The organism is Kaistella rhinocerotis, from assembly GCF_030243905.1.
Taxonomy (GTDB): domain Bacteria; phylum Bacteroidota; class Bacteroidia; order Flavobacteriales; family Weeksellaceae; genus Kaistella; species Kaistella rhinocerotis.
The window spans coordinates 343,273-368,861 of sequence record NZ_JASSYY010000003.1 but is presented as its reverse complement, the minus strand read 5'-3'; the positions used below and the strand labels follow the sequence as shown (position 1 = coordinate 368,861).

The following is a 25,589-nucleotide window of genomic DNA, read 5'->3' as shown; positions in this document are numbered from 1 at the left end:
CATGGCAAGATCACTTAAGAAAGGACCTTTCATTCATCATACTTTAGATAAGAAGGTTCAGGCAAATATAGAAGCCAATAAAAAGACAGTAATTAAAACTTGGTCCAGAGCATCAATGATCTCCCCGGACTTCGTAGGACAAACCATCGCAGTGCACAACGGTAAATCTTTTATCCCGGTATATGTTACTGAAAACATGGTAGGTCACAAGTTAGGCGAATTTTCTCCGACAAGATCTTTCAGAGGTCACGGTGGTAACAAAAATAAAGGAGGTAGATAATCATGGGATCAAGAAAAAGAGAAAGTGCATTAGCACGTAAAATAGCAAACCAGGATGTGGCAAAATCGTTACATAATGATTGCCCGTCTTCTCCGAGAAAAATGAGATTGGTAGCTGATATCATCCGTGGTGTAGAGGTAGAAAAAGCTTTATCCATCCTGAAGTACTCTAAGAAAGACGCTTCAAACAAGTTGGAAAAAGTACTTCTTTCTGCAATGGCCAACTGGCAGACCAAAAATGAAGGTGCAGATATCGAAGAAGCTAACCTGATCGTGAAAGAAGTTTTCGTGGACAGCGCAAGACAGCTGAAAAGACTGAGACCGGCACCACAGGGTAGAGGTCACAGAATCCGCAAAAGATCAAACCACATCACGCTAATTTTAGGTACTAAAGACAACAAATAATCAAGGTATGGGACAGAAGACAAATCCAATTGGTAACAGATTAGGTATCATCAGAGGATGGGATTCGAACTGGTTTGGTGGTAAAAACTACGGCGACAGAATCGCTGAAGACTACAAGATCAGAAGATACCTTGAAGCAAGATTATCTAAAGGTGGTATTTCAAGAATCTATATTGAAAGAACCCTGAAATTAGTTACAGTGACAATCACTACTGCAAGACCGGGACTTATCATCGGGAAAGGCGGCCAGGAGGTTGACAAACTGAAAGAAGAGTTGAAAAAGATCACTGATAAAGACATCCAGATCAACATTTTCGAAATCAAAAGACCAGAGCTTGACGCAGTATTGGTTGCAGACAGCATCGCAAAACAGATAGAAAACCGTATTTCCTACAGAAGAGCTGTGAAAATGGCAATTCAGTCTACCATGAGAATGGGTGCAGAAGGAATCAAAGTAATGATCAGCGGTCGTTTGAACGGAGCTGAGATGGCAAGAAGTGAGTCTTTCAAAGACGGAAGAATCCCATTGTCAACTTTCCGTGCAGATATCGATTATCATATCGGTGAAGCACTTACACAGTACGGTAAACTTGGTGTAAAAGTTTGGATCATGAAAGGTGAGGTATATGGTAAAAGAGACCTTAGCCCACTTGTAGGACAACAGAAAAAAGGAGCACCTTCAGGAAGAGGCGACAGAAATGATCGTAATGACAGAGGAGACAGAGGTGGCGACAGAAGACCAAGAAGAAACAACAACAACTAAAATTTTAGATATAAATTTTGAATTTTAAATCACCGTTACTTTTTTAAAATCTGAAATCTAAAATCTGAAATCTAAAATCTAAAATTTAAGACAATGTTACAACCAAGAAGAACCAAATTCCGTAAAGTTCACAAGATGAAGATGAAGGGAGTGGCCCAAAGAGGGAACCAACTCGCTTACGGAACTTTTGGGATCAAAGCAACAGAAGGTGCTTGGATCACTGCAAGACAAATTGAAGCAGCGCGTATTGCTGCTACAAGATATATGAAAAGAGAAGGTCAGCTATGGATCAAAATCTTCCCGGATAAGCCTATTACCAAGAAACCAGCCGAAGTACGTATGGGTAAAGGTAAAGGTGCTGTGGAATATTGGGTATCTGTAGTGAAGCCAGGTAAGATAATGTTCGAAGTTGGAGGGGTTCCTTATGAAGTAGCAAAAGAAGCATTGCGTCTTGCTGCACAGAAGTTACCGGTAGTTACCAAGTTTGTAGTCGCTAACGATTTTGTTCAACCTCAATAATTTTTTAAAGAAATGAAAAAAGCTGACATCAAAAATCTAAGCGCTGAGGATATTCAGAACAAATTGACTGAAGTAAAGGCAGATTTTAACAAAATGAAATTAGCCCACGCTATCAGCCCGATTGAAAATCCTATCCAGATCCGTGATATGAGAAAGACAATCGCAAGACTGGAAACTGAACTAACACTAAAACAACAATAAGAATTTCATTTTATCATGGATAGAAATCTAAGAAAAGAAAGAATCGGAATTGTTTCCAGCAATAAAATGGAAAAGACCATTGTTGTAAGTGAAACTACCAGAGTAAAACACCCAATGTACGGTAAATTCGTCCTTAAGACGAAAAAATATACCGCTCATGACGAGAACAATGAGTGTACTGAAGGCGATACAGTATTGATTACTGAAACAAGACCTTTAAGTAAAAGTAAGAGATGGAGATTAGTAAGAATCATTGAAAAAGCTAAGTAATGTTACAAACCGAATCAAGATTAAAAGTTGCTGATAACACAGGTGCCAAAGAAGTACTGGTTATCAGAGTTCTGGGAGGAACCAGAAGAAGATATGCTTCAGTTGGTGATAAAATCGTAGTTACTATCAAAGATTCTACACCACAGGGTAACGCAAAGAAAGGAACAGTTTCCAAAGCTGTTGTAGTAAGAACGAAAAAAGCAGTAAGAAGAAAAGATGGTTCATACATCAAGTTCGACGACAATGCTTGCGTACTTCTGAACGCAACCGGCGAAATGAGAGGAACACGTGTTTTCGGACCTGTTGCCCGTGAACTGAGAGATAAAGAATACATGAAAGTCATTTCATTAGCTCCTGAAGTACTTTAATTTTAAAATTTACAAAAATGACAAAGTTAAAAATCAAAAGAGGAGATAACGTAATCATCACTACCGGCAAGAAAGAAATTAAAGGTAAGACTGGTGAAGTTATTGAAGTGATCCGTAAAGAAGGCAAAGACGCCAGAGTGATCGTTGCAGGTTTGAATATCGTTAAAAAACATACTAAACCTTCAGCCGGTAACCCACAGGGCGGAATTGTAGAGAAAGAAGCATCGATCCATATTTCCAACGTAATGCTTGTTGACAAAAATGGTAAAGCTACCAAAACTGGAAGCAAAGTAGAAGGTGATAAGAAAGTGAGAGTGGCTAAGTCAACCGGTGAAACTTTATAAATAAACAACGATGGAATATACAGTAAGACCAAAGAAAAACTATAAAGAGAAGATCGTTCCGGCAATGATGGAAGAATTTGGGTACAAATCTGTGATGCAGGTACCTAAATTAGAGAAGATCGTTATTTCACAAGGTTTGGGTGCAGCTACTGCTGACAAGAAAATTGTGGATTATGCAGTAGAAGAACTTACCGCAATCACTGGCCAAAAAGCTGTTGGTACTATCTCTAAGAAAGATGAGGCAGCTTTCAAACTTAGAAAAGGTATGCCGGTAGGAGCAAGAGTTACTCTTAGAGCTGATAAGATGTATGAGTTCTTAGACAGACTTACTTCCTCAGCTTTACCACGAATCAGAGATTTCTCTGGTATTAAGGCAGAAGGTTTTGACGGAAGAGGAAATTACAACCTGGGAATCACTGAGCAGATTATTTTCCCTGAGATCGTAATCGACAAAGTGAAAAAAATCCAGGGGATGGACATTACTTTCGTTACTACAGCAAAAACCGACAAAGAAGCAAAAGCATTATTAACGCATTTTGGTATGCCTTTTAAAAAGAACTAAAAATGGCTAAAGAATCAATGAAAGCGCGTGAGCGCAAAAGAGAAGCTACAGTAGCTAAATATGCTGAGAAAAGAAAAGCTTTGAAAGAAGCCGGAGATTACGAAGCACTTCAGAAGCTGCCAAAAGACGCTTCACCCGTAAGACTGCACAACCGTTGCAAACTTACAGGAAGACCAAGAGGTTACATGAGAACCTTCGGTATTTCCAGAGTAATGTTCCGCGAGATGGCCAACCAAGGTCTTATCCCGGGCGTTAAAAAAGCTAGTTGGTAATACATTTAGAACAATCGAGATAGTAAAGTTGATTGTGAGAATCAAGAGCCAAGAAGCAGGAGCCAGGATGTAAGTCTTGAATCTTTTGTCTCGGTTCTTGAATCTCAATCAAAACTAACTATCATAAACCAATAATTTAAATAGAAAAATGGTAACAGATCCAATTTCAGATTTCCTAACCAGAGTAAGGAACGCACAAAGCGCAGGCCACAAAGTGGTGGATATTCCTGCATCGAAAATCAAAAAGGAGATTACAAAAATTTTGTTTGAGCAAGGCTACATCCTGAACTATAAGTTTGAGGACAGCGCTGTTCAGGGAAACATCAAAATCGCTTTAAAGTACGACAAATCAACCAGCAAACCTGCCATCAAGAGCATCCAGAGAGCTTCAAGACCAGGTCTTCGCCAGTACAAAGGTTCTGAGGAACTGCCAAGAGTACTGAACGGTTTGGGTATCGCGATCGTATCTACATCACGTGGTGTGATGACAGATAAGAAAGCACGTCAGGAAAAAGTGGGTGGAGAAGTAATCTGCTATGTTTATTAATTTTTAATCAAAGGAAAATGTCAAGAATTGGTAAAGCAATTATAGAAATTCCCGCTAACGTTACCGTAACTGAAAAAGACGGACTGGTAACTGTGAAAGGCCCAAAAGGTGAACTTACACAGCAATTAGCCGAAGGAATTACGCTAAAACAGGAAGACGGCGTGCTTACACTAGACCGCGCGTCTGAAGCTAAACAGCACAAAGCATTACACGGTCTGAACAGAGCGTTGATCAATAACATGGTTCAAGGTACATCTGAAGGATGGACAAAGAAACTTGAACTGGTAGGGGTAGGTTACAGAGCTTCTAACCAGGGGAACCGTTTAGAAATGGCTCTAGGATTCTCTCACGGTATCGTGATGGACCTCCCAAAAGAAATTATAGTAGAAACTTTATCTGAAAAAGGTAAAAACCCTATTATTACATTAACATCACACGATAAACAACTTCTGGGTATGGTGGCTGCAAAGATCAGATCTTTCCGTAAGCCTGAGCCGTACAAAGGAAAAGGTGTAAGATTCGTAGGAGAAATTGTAAGACGTAAAGCTGGTAAATCTGCTTAATTTTTAAAAACTTAAGAAAATGGCACTAAGCAAAGTAGAAAAGAGAAATAGAATTAAGAGAAGAGTAAGAGGAAAGATTTCCGGCTCTTCAGAATTACCACGTCTGTCTGTTTACAAAAGTAACAAAGAAATTTACGCTCAGTTAATCGACGATAAAGAAGGTAAAACTTTAGCATCAGCTTCATCCAGAAGCCTTAATGCTACAGGTACAAAAGTAGAGATCTCTGCAGAGGTAGGTAAAGCAATCGCTGAAAAAGCTAAAGCTGCAGGAATTGAAAATATAGTGTTCGACAGAAACGGATTCGTTTACCACGGTAGAGTGAAAGCTCTAGCAGACGGAGCCAGAGAAGGCGGATTAAAATTCTAATCAATAAATTTCGGATAATATGTTAGGACTAGATAATATAGAAAAAGTAAAACCGGGAGGATTAGAACTTAAAGATCGTCTCGTAGCTGTGAACAGAGTAACGAAAGTTACTAAAGGTGGACGTGCTTTCGGATTCTCTGCCATCGTGGTAGTAGGTGACGAAGCAGGTACCGTAGGTTTCGGACTTGGTAAATCTAAGGAAGTTGCTTCTGCTATCGCTAAAGCGGTGGAAGATGCTAAGAAAAACCTGGTAAAAGTTCCGGTAATCAACCATACAATCCCTCACCAGTCTTCAGCAAGATACGGTGGTGCAGATATCTTCCTTCGTCCAGCTTCTCACGGTACCGGGCTTATCGCCGGTGGTGCTGTAAGAGCGGTATTGGAGTCTGCAGGTGTACACGATATTCTTTCAAAGTCTAAAGGTTCATCTAACCCGCACAACGTAGTGAAAGCTACTTTCAAAGCATTGTTAGACATCAGAAGACCTGAAGATATCGCTAAACTGAGAGGAGTTTCATTAAGTAAAGTGTTTAACGGTTAATATTAAAACAATGGCAAAAATTCAGGTAAAACAAGTAAAGAGCGCTATTGGTAGAACTAAAACCCAAAAAAGAACGCTTGAAGCATTAGGATTGAAGAAACTTCACCAAGTTGTAGAACATGACGACAGCCCGGCGATCCTTGGGATGGTACAGGCCGTAAGTCACTTAGTGGAAGTTCAAAAATAAGAAAATAGGTAAGGGAAAGGAGACTCTCGCAGATTGTCTCCACTCTCTAATCTTAAACTCTCAAATCTAAAACATAATGAATTTAAATAATATCAGACCGGCATCAGGTTCTACTCACAATTCCAAAAGACTTGGTAGAGGCCAGGGAAGTGGAAAAGGCGGTACTTCAGCTAAAGGTCATAAAGGACAGAAGGCAAGAGCAGGTTACTCTCAGAAAATCGGTTTCGAAGGTGGACAGATGCCTTTGCAAAGAAGATTGCCTAAATTCGGTTTCAATAACGTAAACAGAAAAGAGTACAGAGCAATTAACATAGATACCATTCAGCTTTTGGCAGATGCAAAAGGCATCACCGAGATCACTAAAGACATTTTAGTAGAAAACGGATTGGCTAAGAAAAGCGAAATCGTGAAAATCATGGGTAGAGGCGAATTGAAAACAGGTGTTTCAGTTTCTGCACACAAATTCACAAAATCTGCTGAAGAAGCAATCGCTAAAGCAGGAGGTAAAGCAATTACTCTTTAATCTACACGAATGAAAGAATTTATACAAACACTGAAAAACATCTGGAGCTTAAAGGAACTTAGAGACAAAATACTCTTCACCTTAGGTTTAGTCCTAGTGTATAGATTCGCATCTTATATTTCCCTACCCGCCATCAACATGGCCGAGGTGGGGAATCTTTTGGATCATTACCAGAACCAGGGTGGCAACAAGCAGGGAGCAGGTCTTCTTGGGTTGCTTTCTTCTTTTACGGGAGGTGCATTCAGCCGGGCGTCTATCATGGCACTCGGTATTATGCCTTATATCTCCGCATCAATCATCGTACAGCTGATGGGTATGGCAATTCCATATCTTCAGAAGCTGCAGAAAGATGGCGAGAGCGGTAGAAATACATTGAACCAAATTACAAGATGGTTAACCATTGCAGTATGTTTAGTACAGGCTCCTTCTTACCTTACATCGATCACGCAGATGTTCCTGCCGCACGCACAGTTCGGCTCGGCATATTACGTGCACCCGGAATCTATTATGTTCTGGCTGCCGAGTATCGTGATCTTGGTAGCAGGTTCTGTATTCGCAATGTGGTTGGGTGAAAAGATTACGGACAAAGGTATCGGTAACGGTATTTCCATCCTTATTATGGTGGGTATCCTTGCAGACCTTCCGGGCGCGTTTATTCAGGAAGTAGCAACACAGACAGGTAAAGGCGGATTGGGAACTATTATGATCCTTATCGAAGTTCTTTTCTGGATGTTGGTGGTGCTTTTAGCAATCATACTCTCGGTAGCTGTAAGAAAAATTCCAATTCAGTACGTAAGCCGTGCGCAGGCACGTGGCGGAGCAAACAGAAACTTAATGCAGGGCGCCAGACAGTGGATCCCACTTAAGGTAAATGCATCCGGTGTAATGCCGATCATTTTCGCGCAGGCGCTGATGTTTGTACCTGGGCTTTTAACTAAAGTAGATGAGTCTAACTCATTCCTCGCAGGTTTCAAAGACGTTTTCAGCTGGCAATACAACGTGCTTTTTGCAGTGTTAATTATCATCTTCTCGTTCTTCTATACTGCAATCACCATTCCGGTGAACCAGATGGCAGACGATCTGAAGCGTAACGGCGGGCTGATTCCGAAGGTGAGACCGGGGAAAGAAACAGCTGATTATCTGGATGATATTCTCTCGAAAATTACTTTGCCAGGCTCAATATTTTTAGCTATCTTTGCAGTCCTTCCGGCAATAGTGCACGGAGCGTTTGTTCAGACGGATAGATTTGCCCTGTTTTTTGGGGGCACATCGCTGTTAATTATGGTTGGGGTGATCCTCGATACGGTTCAACAAATCAATACGTATTTGCTGAATCATCATTATGACGGACTGATGCAATCGAAACTATCCAGAACAACAAACCCATAATTCGTAAATGGCAAAACAGAAACATATTGAACAGGACGGCGTGATTACCGAAGCACTTTCGAACGCGCAGTTCCGTGTTGAACTTGAAAATGGGCATATTCTTATTGCCCATATTTCTGGTAAGATGCGTATGCACTATATCAAGCTTTTACCTGGTGATAAGGTAAAGCTTGAACTTTCTCCTTATGATTTATCAAAAGGCAGAATCACATTCAGATACTAGTCTTGGAGAAATCCATAGATTACTATATAGAAAACAGAATAAAACCAGTGCGGTTTTATTGATCATTTAAATATTTAAACAAAAGGGGGTGAAGTACTTTGAAATTCATCTAACCGTTGGAAAATTAACTCAAAACAAATGAAAGTTAGAGCATCTATCAAAAAAAGAAGTGCTGATTGCAAGATCGTTCGTCGTAAGGGCGTTCTCTTTGTGATCAACAAAAAGAACCCAAAATTTAAACAAAGACAAGGCTAAAATTAAATTATGGCGAGAATTTCCGGTATTGATTTACCAAAAAACAAAAGAGGCGTTATCGGCTTAACTTACATCTACGGAATCGGAAGAAGCACTTCGTCCGAAATCCTGAAAGCAGCCGGCATCAGCGAAGACAAGAAAGTCAACGAATGGAATGACGATGAATTGGCATTGATCAGAAACTACATCACTGAAAACATCAAAGTAGAAGGTGAATTGCGTTCTGAAACACAATTGAACATCAAGCGATTGATGGATATTGGTTGCCAACGAGGAATACGTCACAGACTGGGATTACCTTTAAGAGGCCAAAGAACTAAAAACAATTCTAGAACCCGTAAAGGAAAGAGAAAAACTGTTGCTAACAAGAAAAAAGCAAGTAAATAATCTTTAGAATTATTAAATAATGGCAAAACAAACAAAAGTTGTTAAAAAAAGAAAAGTAAAAGTTGAAGCGATTGGTGAAGCACACATCCAGGCGACTTTCAACAATATTATTATTTCTTTGACGAATAAAAGCGGAGAAGTTATCTCTTGGGCATCTGCCGGAAAAATGGGGTTCAGAGGTTCTAAAAAGAATACTCCTTTTGCAGCTCAGATGGCTGCTGAAAATTGCTCTCAGGTAGCACATGATGCTGGCCTTAGAAGAGTAAGAGTTTTTGTAAAAGGTCCTGGCGCGGGTAGAGAATCTGCGATCAGAACCATTCACAATTCAGGAATTGAAGTTAGCGAGATCATTGATGTGACTCCAATGCCACACAACGGATGTAGACCACCAAAAAGAAGAAGAGTATAATCTGGAATTTTAAATTTTGTGATTTTTAAATTTTGAATGTTTTCATTTTTAAATCTAAAATCTAAAATCTAGAATCTAAAATCTTAATAAGAAATATGGCAAGATATATTGGACCAAAAACAAAGATTGCAAGAAAATTTGGAGCTGCAATCTACGGAGATGACAAAAACTTCGAGAAAAGAAAAAACCAACCACCGGGACAACACGGTGTGAATAAAAGAAGAGGATCAAAGAAGTCTGAGTACGCTGTTCAGCTAATGGAAAAGCAGAAAGCAAAATACACCTATGGTATTTTGGAAAGACAATTTGCAAACCTATATGAAAAAGCACAAAGAGCAAAAGGCGTTACAGGTGAAGTTCTTTTACAGCTTTGTGAGTCTAGATTAGACAACGTGGTGTACAGACTTGGTTTTGCTAAAACCAGAGCAGGTGCACGTCAGTTGGTTTCTCATAGACACATCACTGTAAACGGAGAATTGGTGAACATCCCTTCATATTTGCTTAAGGCAGGTGATGTAGTAGCGATCAGAGAGAAATCTAAATCTCTAGGTGTTATTGCAGATTCATTGGCTTACAAAGCAAATTACGAGTGGTTACAGTTCAACGACGAGAAGAAAGAAGGTACTTTCGTGTCTGCACCGGAGAGAATCCAGATCCCGGAAGACATCAAAGAACAGCTGATCGTCGAACTTTACTCTAAATAATTTTTCAAATTTTTGCTCAACCCCCAATTATATGGCAATTTTAACATTTATTAAACCCGATAAGGTAATCCTGCTAAACTCCGATGATTTCAAAGGTAAATTTGAATTCAGACCGTTGGAGCCAGGCTTCGGATTAACGATCGGTAATGCTTTGAGAAGGGTATTACTCTCTTCTCTGGAAGGATATGCTATCTCATCTATAAAAATAGAAGGCGTAGAGCACGAATTTTCAACTATTCCCGGCATCATTGAAGACGTTACAGAAATTATTCTGAACCTGAAACAATTGAGACTTAAAGCTAAATCTGAATCAGCAACCGCTGAGACCGTGACGGCTAAGGTATCCGGACAAACTACTGTAACTGCAGGTGACTTAGGAAGATCTATCCAGGGCTTCGATATCCTGAACCCTGAACTGGTGATCTGTAACCTGAACAAAGAGGTGAAGTTTGAAATGACTTTCAACATCGAGAAAGGACGCGGGTATGTTCCATCGGAGCAGAATAAGTCTGGCAGCGCGCCAATCGGCACCATCGCTATCGACTCGATCTTTACACCGATCAAAAAAGTACAGTACAGCATTGAGAATTACCGTGTAGAGCAAAAAACAGACTACGAGAAACTCGTTTTGGATATTGAAACTGATGGCTCTATCAGCCCTCAGAATGCTTTGACAGAAGCTTCTAAGATATTGATTTATCATTTCATGTTGTTCTCTGATGAGAGAATTACATTAGAAACAGAAGCGGTGAAAGCCTCAATTCAGTACGACGAAGAAACCTTGCATACAAGACAGCTCCTTAAATCTAAATTAACAGATATGGATCTTTCTGTAAGAGCGTTAAACTGCCTGAAAGCTGCGGAAGTGGAAACATTGGGCGAACTGGTTTCTTATACAAAGTCTGATTTGATGAAATTCAGAAATTTCGGTAAAAAATCATTAACAGAATTAGAAGAATTAGTGCATGCAAAAGGTCTTAACTTCGGTTTCGACGTTGCTAAATATAAATTAGACGCTGATAAATAAAAAACAATGAGACACGGTAAAAAATTCAATCACTTAGGAAGAACGTCGTCGCACAGAAGCGCAATGCTTTCCAATATGGCGTGTTCCCTAATTGAGCATAAAAGAATCAACACTACGGTTGCTAAGGCCAAAGCGTTGAGAGTTTTCGTTGAGCCTATCCTCACAAAAGCAAAAGAAGATACTACGCACAACAGAAGAACAGTTTTTTCTTACCTGCAAAGCAAAGAAGCGGTTACTGAATTATTCAGAACAGTTGCTCCTAAGATTGCAGAGAGAAACGGTGGTTACACAAGAATCATCAAAACTGGTTTCCGTCCCGGTGACGCTGCAGATACTGCAATGATCGAGCTTGTAGATTTCAATGATATCTACAACCCGAACGCGGAAGAGAAGAAAACAACAAGAAGAAGCAGAAGAGGTTCTTCAGCAGCCAAAGCAGAAACCGTAACGGCAGAAGCTCCAGCAAAAGAAGAAACAAAGTCTGAAGAAACTACCGGCGAAGCCGCAGAATCTTCAGATCACAAAACTGACTAATCCTCAGTTTTATAATTCCCCAAAAAAGCCACTCAATTTATTTTGAGTGGCTTTTTTATATTTTATATTTAAAGTTGAATTCTTCGTCTCGAGAATAATTCAACTACTCAACAACTCAAACACTCAACCACTCTCCACCTCCAAACTCTACAGAGTTTTAAATCTGTAAAACCTCAATAACTCAATTACGCCCAACTCAATTACTCTCAAACTCTCCAATTCCTACTGCCCTCTCGCTTTCTTCAGCCTGATCACGTTATCGCCCTGCGTGATTGTAACGCTGTCATTTTTCACCGCAATTTCAAAATCGTAATTTCCGTACAGACTGTCAAATTTTAGCGGAGCCGAAATGGTTTTATTATTGCTGCGGATGCTGATGCTTTTGTCATCGTCATTATTTTTAAATGTTACAAGTGCCGAAGAACCGTCTTCAGCAACATACCGAAGGGTTTCATCTTCATTTTTGGCATCAGCAGAGGTGTTTTGTTGCTCTACCACGCCTTTGTTGCCATTTTCAGATTTACCGCACGAGGTCGCGAGTGTCGCTGCGATAGCTATACAGATTAAAAAGGTCTTTTTCATAATTTAATTTTTGCATTTCATTTTAAAGTATCTACTAATTTAAGGAAAAGAAACAGACCGAAAAGCAGTGAAGAGGTTATCTGGTTAATTTAACAACATTTCATCCTGCTTTTTTACGCGCGCAGTCTAGCAGTTTAAAATAACGGCCAAAGCCGATTTAGAACTGTGGTATTCTATGCTTTGATGCATATAATTTCCGCCCGCGAATCCCGAAAATACGAGTATTTTAACTAAATTTGTAAGAACATTATTAAAGTTTAAAAAACATCAATATGAGTTACATTTCTTACATCGAGGCCCGGCAGATTCTAGATTCTCGCGGTAATCCTACAATCGAAGTTGACGTATTCACCGAAAGTGGCGCAATGGGCCGTGCCGCAGTACCATCCGGTGCTTCTACCGGTGAACATGAAGCCGTAGAACTGCGTGACGGTGGTTCAGATTATCTGGGAAAAGGCGTGATGAAGGCCGTAGAAAATGTAAGAGAGATCATCGCTCCTGAGCTTGTGGGCATGCCGGTTTATGACCAAAATTATATCGATCAGATTATGATCGATCTGGATGGTACCAAAAACAAAGGAAATCTTGGTGCAAACGCAATCCTTGGTGTCTCTTTAGCGGCTGCAAAAGCTGCTGCGACCGAGCTCAGAATGCCGCTTTACAAGTACGTTGGTGGAGTCAATGCAAACACACTTCCTGTTCCGATGATGAACGTAATCAACGGAGGTTCACATTCAGATGCGCCCATCGCTTTCCAGGAATTCATGGTAATGCCGGTAAAAGCTGATTCTTTCTCGCACGCTTTAAGAAAAGGTACTGAAATCTTCCACAGCCTGAAAAAAATCCTTCACGATCGTGGCCTTTCTACAGCCGTAGGTGATGAAGGTGGTTTCGCGCCAACTTTCACCGGAACCGAAGATGCTTTGGATACATTGCTTCAGGCCATCGAAAAAGCAGGCTACAAGCCGGGCGACGACATCATGATCGCGCTTGACTGTGCTGCTTCAGAATTCTACAAAAACGGAATTTATGATTACACGAAATTCCAAACTCCTGATTCTGCTAAATTCAGCAGCAGCGAGCAGGTTTCTTATTTAGCAGAATTGGCTTCAAAATATCCGATCATTTCCATTGAAGACGGTATGCACGAAGACGATTGGGCAGGTTGGAAAGAACTTACCGATAAGATCGGCGACCGTGTTCAGCTTGTTGGTGATGATTTGTTCGTAACCAATGTGGAGAGACTTTCAAGAGGTGTAAAAGAAGGTATTGCGAATTCAATCCTTGTGAAAGTAAACCAGATCGGTTCATTATCTGAAACAATGGACGCTGTACAGATGGCTCAGCACAACCGTTACACTTCGGTAATGTCTCACCGTTCGGGTGAAACCGAAGATTCTACCATTGCAGATCTTGCGGTGGCAATGAACTGCGGTCAGATCAAGACTGGTTCTGCTTCCCGTTCAGACCGTATGGCAAAATACAATCAACTTCTTCGTATAGAAGAGGCATTGGGTGAAAGCGCGTACTTTCCGGGATTAGATGCATTTAAAATAAACCGTTAATAGAAAATAAATATCAGGATGAGCTCACGCGGGCTTGTCCTTTTATTTTAATAATTATAAATTCGTAAAAAAATAAATTAAAATGTCAGATAATAAAGTAGTACTGAACTACGACGGAAATTCGTTTGAATACCCGATTGTAGATAGCACCATCGGTGACAGAGGAATTGATATTTCTAAACTTAGAGACCAAACCGGTCTTATCACACTCGATCTTGGTTACAAAAATACAGGCGCAACCCTCAGCGACATCACTTATCTTGATGGCGACAACGGTGAACTTTACTACCGCGGCTATCCGATTGAGCAGATCGCGGAGAAATCAAACTTCAGCGAAGTAATGTACCTTTTGCTGCACGGCGAACTTCCAACCCAGGATCAGTTTTTAAAATTCGAAGGTGGAATTAAAAAATACAACTACGTCGCAGACGAAATGAAGAAAATCCTGGACGTATTCCCACGTTCAGCGCATCCTATGGGCGTACTTTCTTCGCTTACATCTGCACTTACAGCATTCAACCCGAAAGCTGTGAATGTAAATTCAAAAGAGGAAATGGATGAGGCGGCAGAGATGCTTTTGGCTAAATTCTCTCACCTTTGTGCTTGGACTTACCGTAAAAAACTCGGTCTTTCTATCAACCACGGCGATAATAACCTGAACTATGTAGAGAACTTCTACAAGATGTGTTTCCGTCGTCCGAATATGGATTTCGAATTGGATCCGGTTGTGGTAGGCGCATTGGATAAGTTATTAATCCTTCACGCAGATCACGAGCAAAACTGCTCTACTTCTACCGTAAGAATGGTTGGATCAGCTCACACAGGACTTTTCGCTTCAGTCTCAGCAGGTATTTCGGCACTTTGGGGCCCACTTCACGGTGGTGCCAACCAGGCAGTGATCGAAATGCTTGAGATGATCGAGCAGGATGGTGGTGACGTTGCTAAATATGTTGAGAAAGCGAAGAACAAAGACGATAACTTCCGTTTGATGGGCTTCGGACACCGCGTTTACAAAAACTTCGATCCACGTGCTACCATCATCAAGAAAGCGGCAGATGACATCCTTACAGCACTTGGAATTGAGGACAAAGCGTTGGATATCGCGATGCAACTTGAAAGAGTAGCGCTTGAAGACGAGTATTTCGTAAGCCGTAAACTCTATCCAAACGTAGATTTCTACTCCGGAATCATCTACAGAGCGTTAGGAATCCCAACTGAAATGTTCACCGTAATGTTCGCATTGGGTAGACTTCCGGGCTGGATCTCTCAATGGAAAGAAATGCGTTTGCATAATGACCCGATCGGCCGTCCAAGACAGGTTTACCAGGGCGCGCAAAAACGTGATTATGTAGACCTGAGCGCAAGATAAATTTTGCAGATTTTTATACCATCCCTTTCGGTTTTTATCGGAAGGGATTTTTTTTTGGGCGCCATTTCCGGCTGTCGCTACTCGCTTCCCGGCGCCTGGCGTCGCCGGGAGAGCTCAAACAGGCCGCTCCATCCGGGGCGCGGGCACCGCAACGTACAAAAGTGGATTCACAACCGCACGACATGCTTCCGCACGCGCAGGAAATGCTTCCACAAGTGAAAGAAATGGTTCCGCAAGTGAAAGAAATGGTTCCGCAACCGCAGGAAATGGTTCCGCAACTGCAACAAATGGTTCCGCAAGTGCAGGAAATGGTTCCGTAAGTGCAGGAAATGGCATCGCAATAATGCGGGGCCATTTCTGTTGTTGATTATTCGACAACTGAACTTAATTTGCTTTAATAAATTCAAAAATATCTTATAAAATTAACAATAAAATAAAATTTAATGAGAGTTGTAAGGCTATACACTCATCCCTGCATCAATGCAGCTGCACAAAAACTGAAAATTTCAGTATCTTAACACGCAGAAAGTTCAGCTTTAAAAGGAAAACCGCGATTTCAAGGTTGTGGCAATTTTCGGCAAATGTTGGCTTTCTGAGCACACGTTCAAATAAAATTTAATGTTCCGAACCTTACACAGAAAATGGCTCGCGCTGGGCCTCATCACGCTGCTGGGCCTCAATTTCCTGGCTGTTTATATCCTTAATCAAAGCATTGAGAACCGCAAACTTCTCGCACACGCTTCAGCAGAATTGAAAGAATCGCTCCAACAGAAGGATCTGCAGAGCGACCTCATCATTTCGGCCATATTCACGTTGGATGTAGTGGTGATTTTGGTGGTGCTCTACCTCCTTGTGAAGACACTTATAAAGAAAATGAAAACCCAATCAAACTAAGATGAAACTCAAAAATTATATCGCTGGCCAGTGGATCGAAGGGTCAGGTGAAGAAATTCCATTATATAACGCCGTTAATGGCGAGCTTGTCGCAGTTTCCGATACTTCCGGCCTCGATTTTCAGCACGCATTAGATTACGGCAGAACCGTAGGTTACAAAAATCTGTCATCCATGACTTTCTATGACCGTGGCGAAATGCTGAAAAAAGTGGCGCTATATCTTCTCGAAAGAAAGAAGAAATATTACGAACTTTCCTATAAAACAGGCGCCACACACGCTGATTCGTGGGTTGATATCGAAGGCGGTTTCGGTACTTTTTTCACCTATTCCGGCCTGGCGAAAAGGATGCTTCCCAACACGCCGTTTTGGGTGGATGGCGACACGCAAAAGATTTCTGCAAACGGAACTTTCCTTGGCACGCACATCCTCACGCCCAGCGAAGGTGTTTCTGTACAGATCAACGCTTACAATTTTCCGGTGTGGGGAATGATGGAGAAATTATCAACTTCACTGCTTGCCGGCGTACCCAGTGTGGTGAAACCTGCATCAGCGGGTTCTTATCTTACGAACGCCGTATTTTCGGACATGATCGAAAGCGGGATTCTCCCCGAAGGTGCCCTTCAGCTCGTGTGCGGTGAACCGGGAAATATTCTGGATTATGTTCAGGATGGAGATTCCGTTTTGTTCACCGGTTCTGCAGCTACCGGCAGAAAATTGAAATCTTTACCTTCTGTTTCCAGGAATTCTGTGCGTTTCAACATGGAAGCTGACTCACTTAACGCTTCGATTTTGGGCTTGGATGCAAAACCGGGCACACCGGAATTCGACCTTTTCATCAGGGAAGTCCGTAATGAGATGACCACAAAAGCCGGCCAGAAATGTACCGCCATCCGCAGAATTATCGTTCCGGAAAATCTTGTTGGTGATGTTCAGAATGCTTTAAGCAAAGCTTTAAACCAAACAAAAATCGGGAATCCATTAAACCGCGAAACCCGTATGGGCTCCATCGTTGGTAAAAAAGAAATGGAAGTTCTGCAGGAGAAAATCAAGCTTCTGAAAGCAGAGACAGAACTTGTTTACGATGGTAAACACGAACTTGTGGATGCTGATTATGAGAGCGGCGCCTTCATGTCGCCAAAAGTTTTCTACAACGATAAACCTTTTGAGAAAAATTGCTCTCACGAAGTTGAAGCTTTCGGTCCCGTTTCAACGATCATGCCTTACAATGACGCTGACGAAGCTGCAGCCTTGGCAAAACGCGGCAAAGGAAGTCTTGTCGGCTCCATCGTTTCGCACGACGAAAAATTTGTGGCTGAAACTTCCTGGAAGATGGCTTCCTCTCACGGACGGATTTTCGTCTTGAACCGAGATAACGCGAAAGAATCTACCGGCCACGGGTCGCCGTTACCCACTTTGATGCACGGTGGTCCCGGAAGAGCCGGAGGTGGCGAAGAAATGGGCGGTTTGAACGGACTCCATTTCTTCCTTCAGAAAACTGCAATTCAGGGTTCGCCGGATATTTTGACGGCGATCACAAAAATCTACCAACAAGGAGCCGATAAAAAATATTCGGATAAGCATCCATTCAATAAATATTTTGAAGAAGTTGAAATCGGCGATTCTCTTGAAACTGCCGGTAGAACCGTCACAGAAGCTGATATCGTCAACTTCTCGAATGTTTCCTGGGACCATTTCTACGCGCATACCGATGCTACAAGTTTGAACGGAACAATTTTCGACAAAACCGTGGCGCATGGCTATTTCATTCTTTCAGCAGCTGCCGGTTTATTTGTTTCGGGCAAAAAAGGTCCTGTCATCGCGAATTACGGACTCGAAAATGCAAGTTTCTTCAAGCCTGTTTACGCCGGTGACACAATTACGGTTTATTTGACGGCGAAAGAAAAGATTAATAAAGGCGTAAAAGGCAGAAATATTCCGTCCGGTGTTGTGAAGTGGCTGGTGGAAGTGGTGAATCAGCGGGATGAAATTGTATGCGTTGCTACCATTTTAACACTTGTTGCTAAACAATCACCTTTCATTCAGCTGCACGCAAAATCTATCCAAAAAATGCTGAACGGCTTGACGGAAAATTCTGAAAGAAAATTCGGAATGATGTCACCTCAATTGATGGTGGAACATTTGGAAGAAGTGTTGCGAAACGGTTTCGGTGCTTTAGAGCCTTCTGATTTCCCTGGAATTCCTGCCGATAAACTCGAGCTGCTTCAGGACTGGATTTATACAGATCAAAAGATTAGACCGGGCGCGAAATATCCACTTTTAAAAGAAGGTGAAGAGCCGCAACTTCGATATAAAAATCTTACCGAAGCCAAAGAAAAACTTCTTGAAACTTTAAAAGAATTCCTGATTTATTACCGTGAAAATCCGCAAGCAGAACATTTTCACCCACGTTTCGGAATGCTGAACAAGGAAATGATGGAACTGTTCCACAGGAAGCATTTTACACATCATTTTGAACAGTTTGGATTATAAAAGGAGCGCACAGATTTCACAGACTCAAACCACAAAAAAAATAGTTTGAAAACCTTCGGTGAGAAAGTTGTAGAATTCAACAGCAATTTGAAATATACAGGAAATCTTCCAAAAGATTTTCAGGTGATGAACCCGTTTCTCGACAATCCCGAGACTTTGGCGGTGATGCAGCAATTCTATGAAAAATTTTACCATGATAATCGAGGTAGAAAATTCATTATCGGAATCAATCCCAGCCGCCATGGAGCGGGAGTGACTGGTGTTCCTTTTACCGATACCAAAAGGCTGGAAAGCGCCTGCGGAATAAAAATGGACTCGGCGCGTACGCATGAAGTTTCTTCTGTTTTCATCTATGATATGATCGAAGCTTTTGGCGGCGCGGAACAGTTTTACAGTGAATTTTATATCAATTCACCTTTCCCGTTGGCCATCACCAGACATACCAAAAACGGCATTTATCTGAATGCCAATTATTATGATGACAAAAAACTTTTTGGATGTGTGGAGGATTTTATGGTAGAGTCTTTAAAGAAACATATTGACTTGGGATTGGACACTTCAGAAGTTTTTGTGCTCGGCGTGAAGAATGCCGCTTTTTTAAAGAAAATCAACGACCGCGAAAAGCTGTTCGGTAAAATGACGGTTTTGGAACATCCACGATATATTCAGCAGTATAAAAGCAAGGAAAAAGAACTCTACATAGACAAATATTTAATTGCCTTAAATAAAAAATAATGAACAACGGATTCGTAAATACAGCAATCAAAAATCAAATTTCCGAAATCACTTTCGGTACCGAAAAGAGCAACGCTTTACCCGGTGAAATCCTGGAAAAACTGGCCCAAACGATTCTTTCTGAAGGCGCAAAACCTGAGGTAAAAGCCATTCTTTTAAAATCAACCGGGGAAAAAGCGTTCTGTGCAGGTGCAAGTTTCGATGAACTGCTCTCCATTGAAGAACTGGAAACTTCTAAAAATTTCTTTGGCGGTTTTGCAAAAGTCCTTAACGCGATGAGAAAGTGCGGAAAATTAGTCATCGTGCGCGTTCAGGGAAAAACCACCGGCGGCGGCGTAGGAATCGCGTGTGCAGCAGATTACTGTTTTGCCACCAACGATGCAGCAATGGCTTTAACGGAATTGAATTTAGGTATCGGACCTTTCGTTATCGGGCCGTATGTGGAGCGCAAAATCGGTAAGTCAGCGTACACGGCAATGTCTGTCGATGCCGATTTCCGAACTGCGAAATGGTGTGAAAAGCACGATGTCTATCATTCTGTTTCGGCTAATATCCTCGCGATGGACGAGCAGATTGAGATGTTCCTCAGTAAACTTTCAGCAAGAAGTGCCGAGGCTTTGGCTTTGATTAAAAAAGTTTCCTGGGAAGGAACGGAGCATTTTGATGACCTTATGCCGGAGCGTATTCACATGAGCGCAAGTCTGATTCTGAAAGATTCAGCCAAGAAAAATATAGAAAGTATTAAAGAAAGACTTCGCGCAAAATAATTGGATAAATGCCGGAAATTTCTAAAACTGTTCTCGTTCTGGGCGCCAATTCCGATGTCGCCAAACAGTGTATTTTGCAGTACACCGAGAAAGGCTTTACGGTTTTGGCAGCTTCGCGTGATTTAATTTCACTTCAATATTTTATCAAAAAAAATCATCTGGAAAATAGGGTTCAGGTGATTTTCTTTGATGCTTCCGATTTTTCGTCTCATCAGAAATTTTATAATGATCTTTCTGTAAAACCGCATATCGTTGTTTACGCAGCCGGATTTTTAAGACAGAATAGTGAAGCAGTTAATAATTTTGACGATGCGTTCCAGATGATGAATGTGAATTATGCCGGTGCGGTTTCAATTTTAAATATCATCGCCAATGATCTTACCAATAAAAATCTGGAAAGAATCATCGGTTTATCCTCACTTTCCGGAGTTCGCGGCAGAAAAAGCAATTATATTTACGGAAGCACAAAAGCGGCTTTCACAACTTATCTTTCGGGCTTGCGTCAGGATTTAAGTTCTAGAAATATTGTCGTCAATGTAATCGTGAGCGGTTATATCGATACCAAAATCAATGAAGGTTTATCGCTGAATAAATCTCTGATGATGCAGCCCGATTATGTTGCTCAACATATCGTCAATGCGGGGAATTCTTTCACTATAGTTCCGAACTGGAAATGGAAAATCATTTACTGGATTCTGAAATTTTCACCCGAATTTCTGGTGGCGAAACTGCCTTAAAATATTTATAAAAAAAGAGGAAGCTAAACTTCCTCTATTTATGATTGTAATGTAGAATTAATCTTCAGGTTCAATTTCAATTCAAGCTCATCCAACTGTTCCTCAGCAATCGCCGCAGGCGCATCAATCATCACATCTCTTCCGGAATTGTTTTTCGGGAATGCGATATAATCGCGGATCACTTCATTACCGTCAAGAATCGCAACCAAACGGTCGAAACCTAATGCCAAGCCAGCGTGTGGCGGCGCACCATACTGGAAAGCGTTCATCAGGAATCCGAATTGTGCTTCTGCGTCTTCTTTTGTAAATCCTAATAAATTGAACATTTTGGCCTGCAAATCTTTATCGAAAATTCTTACGGAACCACCGCCGATTTCATTTCCGTTCAGGATAAGGTCGTAAGCGTTCGCTCTGGCTTTTCCGGGGTCGGTTTCCAGTAAATGTATATCTTCCGGTTTTGGGGACGTGAAAGGATGGTGCATTGCGTGAAATCTTCCCGTTTCTTCGTCCCATTCCAACAGTGGGAAATCGATGACCCAAAGCGGCGCAAATTCATCGCCTTTTCTTAATCCCAAACGATTTCCAAGCTCCATTCTCAAGGCAGAAAGCTGGGTTCTTACTTTATTTTCGTTTCCGGACATCAGCAGGATTAAATCTCCCTCTTTTGCCCCGAATTTTCCTGCGATTTTCTTTAAATCATCTTCGTTGTAGAATTTATTTACCGAAGAAGTTATGACACCGTCATTTTGATATTTTACCCAAATCATTCCGGAAGCGCCAATCTGTGGACGTTTTACCCAATCGATAAGTTCATCGATTTGCTTTCTGGTGTAATCTGCCGCGCCTTCTACATTGATTCCGACAACCAGTTCTGCATCATCGAAAATCTTGAAGTCTTTTCCTTTCACTAAATCATTTACTTCCACGAACTCCATTCCGAAACGGATGTCCGGTTTGTCATTTCCGTATTTTCTCATGGCATCTGCGAAAGTCATTCTCGGGAATTTTCCAAAGTCTTTTCCTGTGATGTCTTTCAGTAAAGTTGCGGTCATTCCTTCGAAGATTTCCAGAACATCTTCCTGCTCTACGAAAGCCATCTCGCAATCGATTTGGGTAAATTCCGGCTGTCTGTCAGCTCTTAAATCCTCATCACGGAAGCATTTCACGATCTGGAAATAACGGTCCATTCCGCCAATCATCAGCAATTGCTTGAAAGTTTGCGGAGACTGCGGCAATGCATAAAACTGCCCCGGATTCATTCGGCTCGGCACCACGAAATCTCTCGCTCCTTCGGGCGTAGATTTGATGAGAACCGGTGTTTCAACCTCAATGAAACTCTGGTCAGAGAGGTAATTTCTTACTTTCTGCGCCATTTTATGACGGAAAATCAACTTGTCTTTTACCGGATTTCTGCGGATGTCGAGGTAACGGTATTTCATTCGAAGCTCTTCGCCACCGTCGGTTTCATCTTCAATGGTAAATGGCGGAAGCTGAGATTCATTTAAAACAATAAGTTTTTCAACTAAGATCTCGATTTCTCCGGTCAGGATGTTCGGGTTTTTGCTCGCTCTTTCAATCACTTTTCCTTCTATCTGAATCACGAATTCGCGACCCAATTTTTTAGCCTCTTCAATCAATTCGGCAGAAGAACGGTCCTGATCGAAGACCAGCTGCGTAATTCCGTAACGGTCCCGGAGATCAATCCACATCATAAAACCTTTGTCCCGAATGGTCTGAACCCAACCGGAAAGGGTTACATTTTCATTGATGTTTTTAAGCGTGAGCTCTCCGTTGGTATGCGTTCGGAACATGTTTTAAGCGTTTTTTAATGATGAATTTTTCGATTGCAAAGATAAGTCATTTGGCCTAAAGTTCACTTGCATCTGGAGACTGTCAACGGGATTATTTGAGTAGTTTTGGGCAAAATTTTTAAATTTAATTATGAATAAAATATTGTCTCTCGCCTTCTTAATCCTTTTTTCTCCTAACATTTTCAGCCAGCATATCACGGCAAAAGTTATTGGTGTAAAAGACGGCGATACCATGGAGATACTTTTCGAAAACAAACCGTTGATTGTACGTCTTGCACACATTGATACGCCCGAGAAAAAGCAACCATACGGTCAGAAAGCCAAACAGTTTGCGGCTGATTTCTGTTTCGGAAAAACCGTAAAAGTGGTTGGCGAAGGCAAACGCGACAGGAATGGCCGCCTCATTGCCGAGATTTTTTATAAAAATCAGAATTTGGGGAAAGAACTTGTGCGCAACGGCCTCGCCTGGCATTTTAAGAGATATTCCAAAAGTTCGAACTATGCCGCACTCGAAACGGTAGCGCGAAAGCAAAAAATAGGTTTGTGGAAGGATAAATCGCCCGTGGCACCGTGGGATTTCCGAAAGAAGAAAAGGCGGCCGGTGAGAACTTTATGATATTTTAATAGTCTGATTTTGGCATATTTCGCTAATTTTGAGTTAAATCATTAACCAAAAACAGATAAAATTTATGGGAAAAGGAGATCAGAAATCCAGACGCGGCAAAGTGACCGCCGGAAGCTATGGTAAACGACGACCGCGAAAAGCCAATTCCGTAAAGAAGATTCCGGTAACGGTAATGGATGAAAACGAAAACGAAAAATCTAAAGTTGCCGTACGGCAGGAGGTAGGTTATCCGGATGATAAATCCGAAAATGCAGATCCGCCAACGGACGTAAAAACTAAAGCTGCGAAAGCAAAAACTGCGGACAAGCCTAAAACGAAAAAAACCGAAGAATAACTCTTCGGTTTTTTTTATTTCTTTAAGAATTTACCGGCCGCCCAGTATATTGCCGAGAATTCCGCCAAGCCCGCCCTGGCTGGATTGGCTTGAATTTCCGCCGCCTAAACCGCTAAGAATATCGTTGAGCGGGTTTCCCGAAGACTGATTGCCGCCGCCACCAAGTACGCTTCCTAAAATATCGTTCAGCGGATTTGAAGGTTGAGCCTGCGCTTCGTTTTGCGCGCCGCCTAAAATCCCTCCCAAAAGATCACCTAATCCTCCACCGGAAGCTACGCCGCCAGACTGTTTCTGTTTTCCGATATAACCCATGATCAGCGGTGCAAGCATCGCCAGAACCGGACCGATCTTGTCCATCGAAATGCCGGTTTTTTGTGAAAGCTGGTTCTCTACCTGGTTTTTCTGGCCGCCAAAAACGTGATCGAGAATTGATCCGCCTTCCTGCTGACGCGCTTCAGCCTGCGCAGGATCATTCAGGATGCTTCCGTCATGGTCTTTATCCAGCGCGTTGTTTAAAGCTTCAGCCTCGTTGGGGTCATCCTGGGATTTTTTTCTTAAATAAGAAATTACCAGTGGTGCAGCTACAGCGAGTAGTGCAATCACCTGGTTTTTGTCGATGCCGAATTTGTTTTCGGCTTGCGAAGCCACCTGGTTTCCGGCGCTGCCTGTGATTAGATCGATTAAGCTCATGATTTGGTTTTAAATTAGACTTCAATCTGCACCAAAAACCATTCCGACAATTATAGACCGCAAATCGGTGCTTTGTTAACGCGCTTTGATCTCGCCCTCCGTCAGACCCTTACTTTTCAGTATTTTGATGTACTCTTCGGAACTTTTCACCATCCACGTCACTGCTTCTGGTGCTGTCCGTTCTTCAGCTGTAAATTCCAAGATGCCAACGTTATCAGTCATCCAGGGAAGCAGATAATATCGTAAGCCGCCCTTGTATGATTTAGCTTCATCAAAATTTTTAGCAGCGGGTACTTCCGAAACAATTTTATACGTGAAGAAATAAATTAAAGGTATTAAAACACAAGCCGGCGCAAACTGAGCGACGCGGTTTTGATTTCGAAAACTTGAAAGTCCAAGCCCGATTGACAACGCGAAAATGTAGTTGAAAGGCAGGAAAAATACGTAGTTGTCGGTCACCGCGTAAAAAGTTGCAAAGCCGTATATCAAAACCGCTGCTGCCGAAATCACCCAAAAGAGTTTTAGGTCAGTTCGGAAAAGCATGATGATACCAAATATTCCGGCAACTGTGAAGAAATTGAAATTATACAGGAGATATCCGAACGCTTTGACGAAATCTTTAAGATAGGTGACGAAATCTTTTTTAAATGTGTCGGAAACCCACGTTTTGTCGCCGGATTTAAAGATGCTTTCAGCGGGAAGATTTTGGCTGGAATTCAACCAAATCATCAGCGCAAAACTGAGGATCGGAAGCAAAAGTGAAACAAAAGCAATGCGCCTGTCATCTTTAAACATAATCAGCATCAACAGTAGTGACGGCAGGAAAAACAGGTTCTGGATATGAGCCCAAAGGCTGACAGATATTAACAGAGACGCAATGATAATATGCGTCGCGCGGTTTTTCTCAGTCAGAAATACTTTGATGAGGTAATGCAACAGCAGCGAAATCCACACCATATTAAAAGTGTACACTTCCACAATTTCTGCATTGCGCCAAAAAGTGAAACTGAAACCGAACACGAAAGCCGCGACTACGGAAACCCAATCTTTTTTTGTAAGCAGATGTACGGTTTTGTACACCATCATCACCACAAAAGCACCCGCAACAATCACGAGATAACGGCTTACCAAAATTGCATCGAGGTTGGTGATGTTTTTAATAAAGATGGCTGCATTGCTGTACAGAAAGTGCGAGGTGGGCGTGGCTCTTTTTATAAAAACACCGAGTTCCGTATCCAAAACAAGCGGCATACAGTCGCCAAACGGCACCTTGCTGAAAGAACCGAGGACGTAGATCAGCAGAAAAATAAGGAAAATCAGCGCCGGATTCCGGTATTTCTCCATAAGTGC

Annotated in this window: 38 protein-coding genes; 34 read left to right on the top strand and 4 right to left on the bottom strand. The window is 41.7% G+C overall.

The features are described from left to right. Position 1 precedes the first annotated feature (1 nt). The 24 genes from rpsS (at position 2) to rplQ (ending at position 11,639) form a co-directional block, all read left to right on the top strand. The gene (gene rpsS / locus QEP06_RS11360) at positions 2-280 is read left to right on the top strand and encodes a 30S ribosomal protein S19 (RefSeq protein ID WP_088358800.1); all 279 of its coding nucleotides are present in this window, start codon (positions 2-4) and stop codon (positions 278-280) included. A 2-nt stretch (positions 281-282) separates the two neighbouring features. Continuing rightward, complete coding sequence (gene rplV / locus QEP06_RS11355; protein WP_251834032.1) at positions 283-684, top strand: 50S ribosomal protein L22; 402 nt, start codon at positions 283-285, stop codon at positions 682-684. Positions 685-691: 7 nt separating this feature from the next. After that, entirely contained in the window at positions 692-1,447 is a 756-nt protein-coding gene (gene rpsC / locus QEP06_RS11350; RefSeq protein WP_251834031.1) for a 30S ribosomal protein S3, read from the top strand. Between the two features lie 93 nt (positions 1,448-1,540). Beyond that, positions 1,541-1,966, top strand: a complete 426-nt coding sequence (gene rplP, locus QEP06_RS11345; RefSeq protein ID WP_015806740.1) for a 50S ribosomal protein L16 — start codon at positions 1,541-1,543, stop codon at positions 1,964-1,966. Between the two features lie 12 nt (positions 1,967-1,978). Then, complete coding sequence (rpmC, locus tag QEP06_RS11340) at positions 1,979-2,167, top strand: 50S ribosomal protein L29 (protein ID WP_251834030.1); 189 nt, start codon at positions 1,979-1,981, stop codon at positions 2,165-2,167. Positions 2,168-2,179: 12 nt separating this feature from the next. Next, positions 2,180-2,437, top strand: a complete 258-nt coding sequence (rpsQ, locus tag QEP06_RS11335) for a 30S ribosomal protein S17 (protein ID WP_088263399.1) — start codon at positions 2,180-2,182, stop codon at positions 2,435-2,437. Then, the gene (gene rplN, locus QEP06_RS11330) at positions 2,437-2,805 is read left to right on the top strand and encodes a 50S ribosomal protein L14 (RefSeq protein WP_251834029.1); all 369 of its coding nucleotides are present in this window, start codon (positions 2,437-2,439) and stop codon (positions 2,803-2,805) included. Before rpsQ ends, rplN begins: the two co-directional genes overlap by 1 nt. Before the next feature lie 17 nt (positions 2,806-2,822). Continuing rightward, the gene (gene rplX, locus QEP06_RS11325; protein WP_285270335.1) at positions 2,823-3,149 is read left to right on the top strand and encodes a 50S ribosomal protein L24; all 327 of its coding nucleotides are present in this window, start codon (positions 2,823-2,825) and stop codon (positions 3,147-3,149) included. Positions 3,150-3,159: 10 nt separating this feature from the next. Next, positions 3,160-3,711, top strand: coding sequence for a 50S ribosomal protein L5 (gene rplE, locus QEP06_RS11320; protein WP_251834027.1), 552 nt, complete (start codon positions 3,160-3,162; stop codon positions 3,709-3,711). A 2-nt stretch (positions 3,712-3,713) separates the two neighbouring features. After that, complete coding sequence (rpsN, locus tag QEP06_RS11315; RefSeq protein WP_122027063.1) at positions 3,714-3,983, top strand: 30S ribosomal protein S14; 270 nt, start codon at positions 3,714-3,716, stop codon at positions 3,981-3,983. 148 nt (positions 3,984-4,131) lie between these two features. After that, positions 4,132-4,530 (top strand): 30S ribosomal protein S8, encoded by a 399-nt coding sequence (rpsH, locus tag QEP06_RS11310; RefSeq protein ID WP_285270334.1) that lies wholly within the window; start codon positions 4,132-4,134, stop codon positions 4,528-4,530. Between the two features lie 17 nt (positions 4,531-4,547). Further along, on the top strand, positions 4,548-5,093 hold the full coding sequence (gene rplF, locus QEP06_RS11305) for a 50S ribosomal protein L6 (protein WP_251834025.1): 546 nt from the start codon (positions 4,548-4,550) through the stop codon (positions 5,091-5,093). Positions 5,094-5,112: 19 nt separating this feature from the next. Then, entirely contained in the window at positions 5,113-5,460 is a 348-nt protein-coding gene (gene rplR, locus QEP06_RS11300) for a 50S ribosomal protein L18 (RefSeq protein ID WP_251834024.1), read from the top strand. A 19-nt stretch (positions 5,461-5,479) separates the two neighbouring features. Beyond that, positions 5,480-6,001 (top strand): 30S ribosomal protein S5, encoded by a 522-nt coding sequence (gene rpsE / locus QEP06_RS11295; protein WP_122027067.1) that lies wholly within the window; start codon positions 5,480-5,482, stop codon positions 5,999-6,001. Positions 6,002-6,011: 10 nt separating this feature from the next. Continuing rightward, entirely contained in the window at positions 6,012-6,188 is a 177-nt protein-coding gene (gene rpmD, locus QEP06_RS11290; protein ID WP_251834023.1) for a 50S ribosomal protein L30, read from the top strand. Positions 6,189-6,264: 76 nt separating this feature from the next. Continuing rightward, positions 6,265-6,711: a 50S ribosomal protein L15 gene (rplO, locus tag QEP06_RS11285; RefSeq protein WP_251834022.1), complete on the top strand. Its 447-nt coding sequence runs from the start codon at positions 6,265-6,267 to the stop codon at positions 6,709-6,711. A gap of 9 nt (positions 6,712-6,720) precedes the next feature. Further along, positions 6,721-8,100: a preprotein translocase subunit SecY gene (gene secY / locus QEP06_RS11280; RefSeq protein WP_251834021.1), complete on the top strand. Its 1,380-nt coding sequence runs from the start codon at positions 6,721-6,723 to the stop codon at positions 8,098-8,100. A 7-nt stretch (positions 8,101-8,107) separates the two neighbouring features. Next, positions 8,108-8,323: a translation initiation factor IF-1 gene (gene infA, locus QEP06_RS11275; RefSeq protein WP_015806726.1), complete on the top strand. Its 216-nt coding sequence runs from the start codon at positions 8,108-8,110 to the stop codon at positions 8,321-8,323. 138 nt (positions 8,324-8,461) lie between these two features. After that, entirely contained in the window at positions 8,462-8,578 is a 117-nt protein-coding gene (gene rpmJ, locus QEP06_RS11270; RefSeq protein WP_007839480.1) for a 50S ribosomal protein L36, read from the top strand. 9 nt (positions 8,579-8,587) lie between these two features. Beyond that, positions 8,588-8,965 carry a 30S ribosomal protein S13 gene (rpsM, locus tag QEP06_RS11265; protein WP_055041710.1) on the top strand — a complete coding sequence of 126 codons (378 nt, stop codon included), beginning with the start codon at positions 8,588-8,590 and terminating at the stop codon, positions 8,963-8,965. A 19-nt stretch (positions 8,966-8,984) separates the two neighbouring features. Beyond that, positions 8,985-9,374 (top strand): 30S ribosomal protein S11, encoded by a 390-nt coding sequence (gene rpsK, locus QEP06_RS11260; RefSeq protein ID WP_251834020.1) that lies wholly within the window; start codon positions 8,985-8,987, stop codon positions 9,372-9,374. Between the two features lie 95 nt (positions 9,375-9,469). Next, positions 9,470-10,078: a 30S ribosomal protein S4 gene (gene rpsD / locus QEP06_RS11255; RefSeq protein WP_251834019.1), complete on the top strand. Its 609-nt coding sequence runs from the start codon at positions 9,470-9,472 to the stop codon at positions 10,076-10,078. A 31-nt stretch (positions 10,079-10,109) separates the two neighbouring features. Then, entirely contained in the window at positions 10,110-11,105 is a 996-nt protein-coding gene (locus QEP06_RS11250) for a DNA-directed RNA polymerase subunit alpha (RefSeq protein WP_285270333.1), read from the top strand. 6 nt (positions 11,106-11,111) lie between these two features. Continuing rightward, positions 11,112-11,639 carry a 50S ribosomal protein L17 gene (gene rplQ, locus QEP06_RS11245; RefSeq protein ID WP_251834017.1) on the top strand — a complete coding sequence of 176 codons (528 nt, stop codon included), beginning with the start codon at positions 11,112-11,114 and terminating at the stop codon, positions 11,637-11,639. A 222-nt stretch (positions 11,640-11,861) separates the two neighbouring features. Here rplQ and QEP06_RS11240 read toward each other — a convergent pair whose 3' ends face one another. Next, positions 11,862-12,221 (bottom strand): hypothetical protein, encoded by a 360-nt coding sequence (locus QEP06_RS11240; RefSeq protein ID WP_285270332.1) that lies wholly within the window; start codon positions 12,219-12,221, stop codon positions 11,862-11,864. A 272-nt stretch (positions 12,222-12,493) separates the two neighbouring features. Here QEP06_RS11240 and eno point away from each other — a divergent pair, with 272 nt between their 5' ends. The 8 genes from eno (at position 12,494) to QEP06_RS11200 (ending at position 20,779) form a co-directional block, all read left to right on the top strand. Beyond that, positions 12,494-13,786, top strand: coding sequence for a phosphopyruvate hydratase (gene eno, locus QEP06_RS11235; RefSeq protein WP_251834015.1), 1,293 nt, complete (start codon positions 12,494-12,496; stop codon positions 13,784-13,786). Positions 13,787-13,868: 82 nt separating this feature from the next. Further along, a complete protein-coding gene (locus tag QEP06_RS11230; protein WP_251834014.1) occupies positions 13,869-15,155 on the top strand; it encodes a citrate synthase in 1,287 nt (428 codons plus the stop codon). 161 nt (positions 15,156-15,316) lie between these two features. Further along, the gene (locus QEP06_RS11225) at positions 15,317-15,475 is read left to right on the top strand and encodes a hypothetical protein (protein ID WP_285270331.1); all 159 of its coding nucleotides are present in this window, start codon (positions 15,317-15,319) and stop codon (positions 15,473-15,475) included. Between the two features lie 298 nt (positions 15,476-15,773). Further along, positions 15,774-16,049: a hypothetical protein gene (locus QEP06_RS11220; protein ID WP_251834012.1), complete on the top strand. Its 276-nt coding sequence runs from the start codon at positions 15,774-15,776 to the stop codon at positions 16,047-16,049. A gap of 1 nt (position 16,050) precedes the next feature. After that, complete coding sequence (gene paaZ, locus QEP06_RS11215; protein ID WP_285270330.1) at positions 16,051-18,540, top strand: phenylacetic acid degradation bifunctional protein PaaZ; 2,490 nt, start codon at positions 16,051-16,053, stop codon at positions 18,538-18,540. Between the two features lie 45 nt (positions 18,541-18,585). After that, positions 18,586-19,275, top strand: coding sequence for an SMUG2 DNA glycosylase family protein (locus QEP06_RS11210; RefSeq protein ID WP_285270329.1), 690 nt, complete (start codon positions 18,586-18,588; stop codon positions 19,273-19,275). Further along, positions 19,275-20,042 carry an enoyl-CoA hydratase/isomerase family protein gene (locus QEP06_RS11205; RefSeq protein WP_251834009.1) on the top strand — a complete coding sequence of 256 codons (768 nt, stop codon included), beginning with the start codon at positions 19,275-19,277 and terminating at the stop codon, positions 20,040-20,042. The genes QEP06_RS11210 and QEP06_RS11205 overlap by 1 nt, the downstream gene beginning before the upstream one ends. Before the next feature lie 8 nt (positions 20,043-20,050). Next, positions 20,051-20,779, top strand: coding sequence for an SDR family NAD(P)-dependent oxidoreductase (locus tag QEP06_RS11200; protein WP_285270328.1), 729 nt, complete (start codon positions 20,051-20,053; stop codon positions 20,777-20,779). Positions 20,780-20,817: 38 nt separating this feature from the next. Here QEP06_RS11200 and aspS read toward each other — a convergent pair whose 3' ends face one another. Beyond that, positions 20,818-22,590: an aspartate--tRNA ligase gene (gene aspS / locus QEP06_RS11195; protein ID WP_285270327.1), complete on the bottom strand. Its 1,773-nt coding sequence runs from the start codon at positions 22,588-22,590 to the stop codon at positions 20,818-20,820. Positions 22,591-22,720: 130 nt separating this feature from the next. Between aspS and QEP06_RS11190 the strand changes: the two genes are divergently transcribed. Both QEP06_RS11190 and QEP06_RS11685 read left to right on the top strand, forming a co-directional pair. Then, a complete protein-coding gene (locus QEP06_RS11190; RefSeq protein ID WP_285270326.1) occupies positions 22,721-23,206 on the top strand; it encodes a thermonuclease family protein in 486 nt (161 codons plus the stop codon). A gap of 73 nt (positions 23,207-23,279) precedes the next feature. Continuing rightward, positions 23,280-23,549, top strand: a complete 270-nt coding sequence (locus QEP06_RS11685; RefSeq protein WP_341850016.1) for a 30S ribosomal protein THX — start codon at positions 23,280-23,282, stop codon at positions 23,547-23,549. A gap of 30 nt (positions 23,550-23,579) precedes the next feature. Here the strand turns inward: QEP06_RS11685 and QEP06_RS11180 are convergent, their stop codons facing one another. Together QEP06_RS11180 and QEP06_RS11175 are read right to left on the bottom strand one after the other, a co-directional pair. Beyond that, positions 23,580-24,239 (bottom strand): DUF937 domain-containing protein, encoded by a 660-nt coding sequence (locus tag QEP06_RS11180; protein WP_285270325.1) that lies wholly within the window; start codon positions 24,237-24,239, stop codon positions 23,580-23,582. Positions 24,240-24,314: 75 nt separating this feature from the next. After that, positions 24,315-25,583: a protein O-mannosyl-transferase family gene (locus tag QEP06_RS11175; RefSeq protein ID WP_285270324.1), complete on the bottom strand. Its 1,269-nt coding sequence runs from the start codon at positions 25,581-25,583 to the stop codon at positions 24,315-24,317. Positions 25,584-25,589: the final 6 nt, after the last annotated feature.

Coding starts and splice junctions, on each gene's coding strand:
- rpsS (WP_088358800.1), top strand. CDS start 2: ATGGCAAGATCACTTAAGAAAGGACCTTTCATTCATCATACTTTAGAT.
- rplV (WP_251834032.1), top strand. CDS start 283: ATGGGATCAAGAAAAAGAGAAAGTGCATTAGCACGTAAAATAGCAAAC.
- rpsC (WP_251834031.1), top strand. CDS start 692: ATGGGACAGAAGACAAATCCAATTGGTAACAGATTAGGTATCATCAGA.
- rplP (WP_015806740.1), top strand. CDS start 1,541: ATGTTACAACCAAGAAGAACCAAATTCCGTAAAGTTCACAAGATGAAG.
- rpmC (WP_251834030.1), top strand. CDS start 1,979: ATGAAAAAAGCTGACATCAAAAATCTAAGCGCTGAGGATATTCAGAAC.
- rplN (WP_251834029.1), top strand. CDS start 2,437: ATGTTACAAACCGAATCAAGATTAAAAGTTGCTGATAACACAGGTGCC.
- rplX (WP_285270335.1), top strand. CDS start 2,823: ATGACAAAGTTAAAAATCAAAAGAGGAGATAACGTAATCATCACTACC.
- rplE (WP_251834027.1), top strand. CDS start 3,160: ATGGAATATACAGTAAGACCAAAGAAAAACTATAAAGAGAAGATCGTT.
- rpsN (WP_122027063.1), top strand. CDS start 3,714: ATGGCTAAAGAATCAATGAAAGCGCGTGAGCGCAAAAGAGAAGCTACA.
- rpsH (WP_285270334.1), top strand. CDS start 4,132: ATGGTAACAGATCCAATTTCAGATTTCCTAACCAGAGTAAGGAACGCA.
- rplF (WP_251834025.1), top strand. CDS start 4,548: ATGTCAAGAATTGGTAAAGCAATTATAGAAATTCCCGCTAACGTTACC.
- rplR (WP_251834024.1), top strand. CDS start 5,113: ATGGCACTAAGCAAAGTAGAAAAGAGAAATAGAATTAAGAGAAGAGTA.
- rpsE (WP_122027067.1), top strand. CDS start 5,480: ATGTTAGGACTAGATAATATAGAAAAAGTAAAACCGGGAGGATTAGAA.
- rpmD (WP_251834023.1), top strand. CDS start 6,012: ATGGCAAAAATTCAGGTAAAACAAGTAAAGAGCGCTATTGGTAGAACT.
- rplO (WP_251834022.1), top strand. CDS start 6,265: ATGAATTTAAATAATATCAGACCGGCATCAGGTTCTACTCACAATTCC.
- secY (WP_251834021.1), top strand. CDS start 6,721: ATGAAAGAATTTATACAAACACTGAAAAACATCTGGAGCTTAAAGGAA.
- infA (WP_015806726.1), top strand. CDS start 8,108: ATGGCAAAACAGAAACATATTGAACAGGACGGCGTGATTACCGAAGCA.
- rpmJ (WP_007839480.1), top strand. CDS start 8,462: ATGAAAGTTAGAGCATCTATCAAAAAAAGAAGTGCTGATTGCAAGATC.
- rpsM (WP_055041710.1), top strand. CDS start 8,588: ATGGCGAGAATTTCCGGTATTGATTTACCAAAAAACAAAAGAGGCGTT.
- rpsK (WP_251834020.1), top strand. CDS start 8,985: ATGGCAAAACAAACAAAAGTTGTTAAAAAAAGAAAAGTAAAAGTTGAA.
- rpsD (WP_251834019.1), top strand. CDS start 9,470: ATGGCAAGATATATTGGACCAAAAACAAAGATTGCAAGAAAATTTGGA.
- QEP06_RS11250 (WP_285270333.1), top strand. CDS start 10,110: ATGGCAATTTTAACATTTATTAAACCCGATAAGGTAATCCTGCTAAAC.
- rplQ (WP_251834017.1), top strand. CDS start 11,112: ATGAGACACGGTAAAAAATTCAATCACTTAGGAAGAACGTCGTCGCAC.
- QEP06_RS11240 (WP_285270332.1), bottom strand. CDS start 12,221: ATGAAAAAGACCTTTTTAATCTGTATAGCTATCGCAGCGACACTCGCG.
- eno (WP_251834015.1), top strand. CDS start 12,494: ATGAGTTACATTTCTTACATCGAGGCCCGGCAGATTCTAGATTCTCGC.
- QEP06_RS11230 (WP_251834014.1), top strand. CDS start 13,869: ATGTCAGATAATAAAGTAGTACTGAACTACGACGGAAATTCGTTTGAA.
- QEP06_RS11220 (WP_251834012.1), top strand. CDS start 15,774: ATGTTCCGAACCTTACACAGAAAATGGCTCGCGCTGGGCCTCATCACG.
- paaZ (WP_285270330.1), top strand. CDS start 16,051: ATGAAACTCAAAAATTATATCGCTGGCCAGTGGATCGAAGGGTCAGGT.
- QEP06_RS11205 (WP_251834009.1), top strand. CDS start 19,275: ATGAACAACGGATTCGTAAATACAGCAATCAAAAATCAAATTTCCGAA.
- QEP06_RS11200 (WP_285270328.1), top strand. CDS start 20,051: ATGCCGGAAATTTCTAAAACTGTTCTCGTTCTGGGCGCCAATTCCGAT.
- aspS (WP_285270327.1), bottom strand. CDS start 22,590: ATGTTCCGAACGCATACCAACGGAGAGCTCACGCTTAAAAACATCAAT.
- QEP06_RS11190 (WP_285270326.1), top strand. CDS start 22,721: ATGAATAAAATATTGTCTCTCGCCTTCTTAATCCTTTTTTCTCCTAAC.
- QEP06_RS11685 (WP_341850016.1), top strand. CDS start 23,280: ATGGGAAAAGGAGATCAGAAATCCAGACGCGGCAAAGTGACCGCCGGA.
- QEP06_RS11180 (WP_285270325.1), bottom strand. CDS start 24,239: ATGAGCTTAATCGATCTAATCACAGGCAGCGCCGGAAACCAGGTGGCT.
- QEP06_RS11175 (WP_285270324.1), bottom strand. CDS start 25,583: ATGGAGAAATACCGGAATCCGGCGCTGATTTTCCTTATTTTTCTGCTG.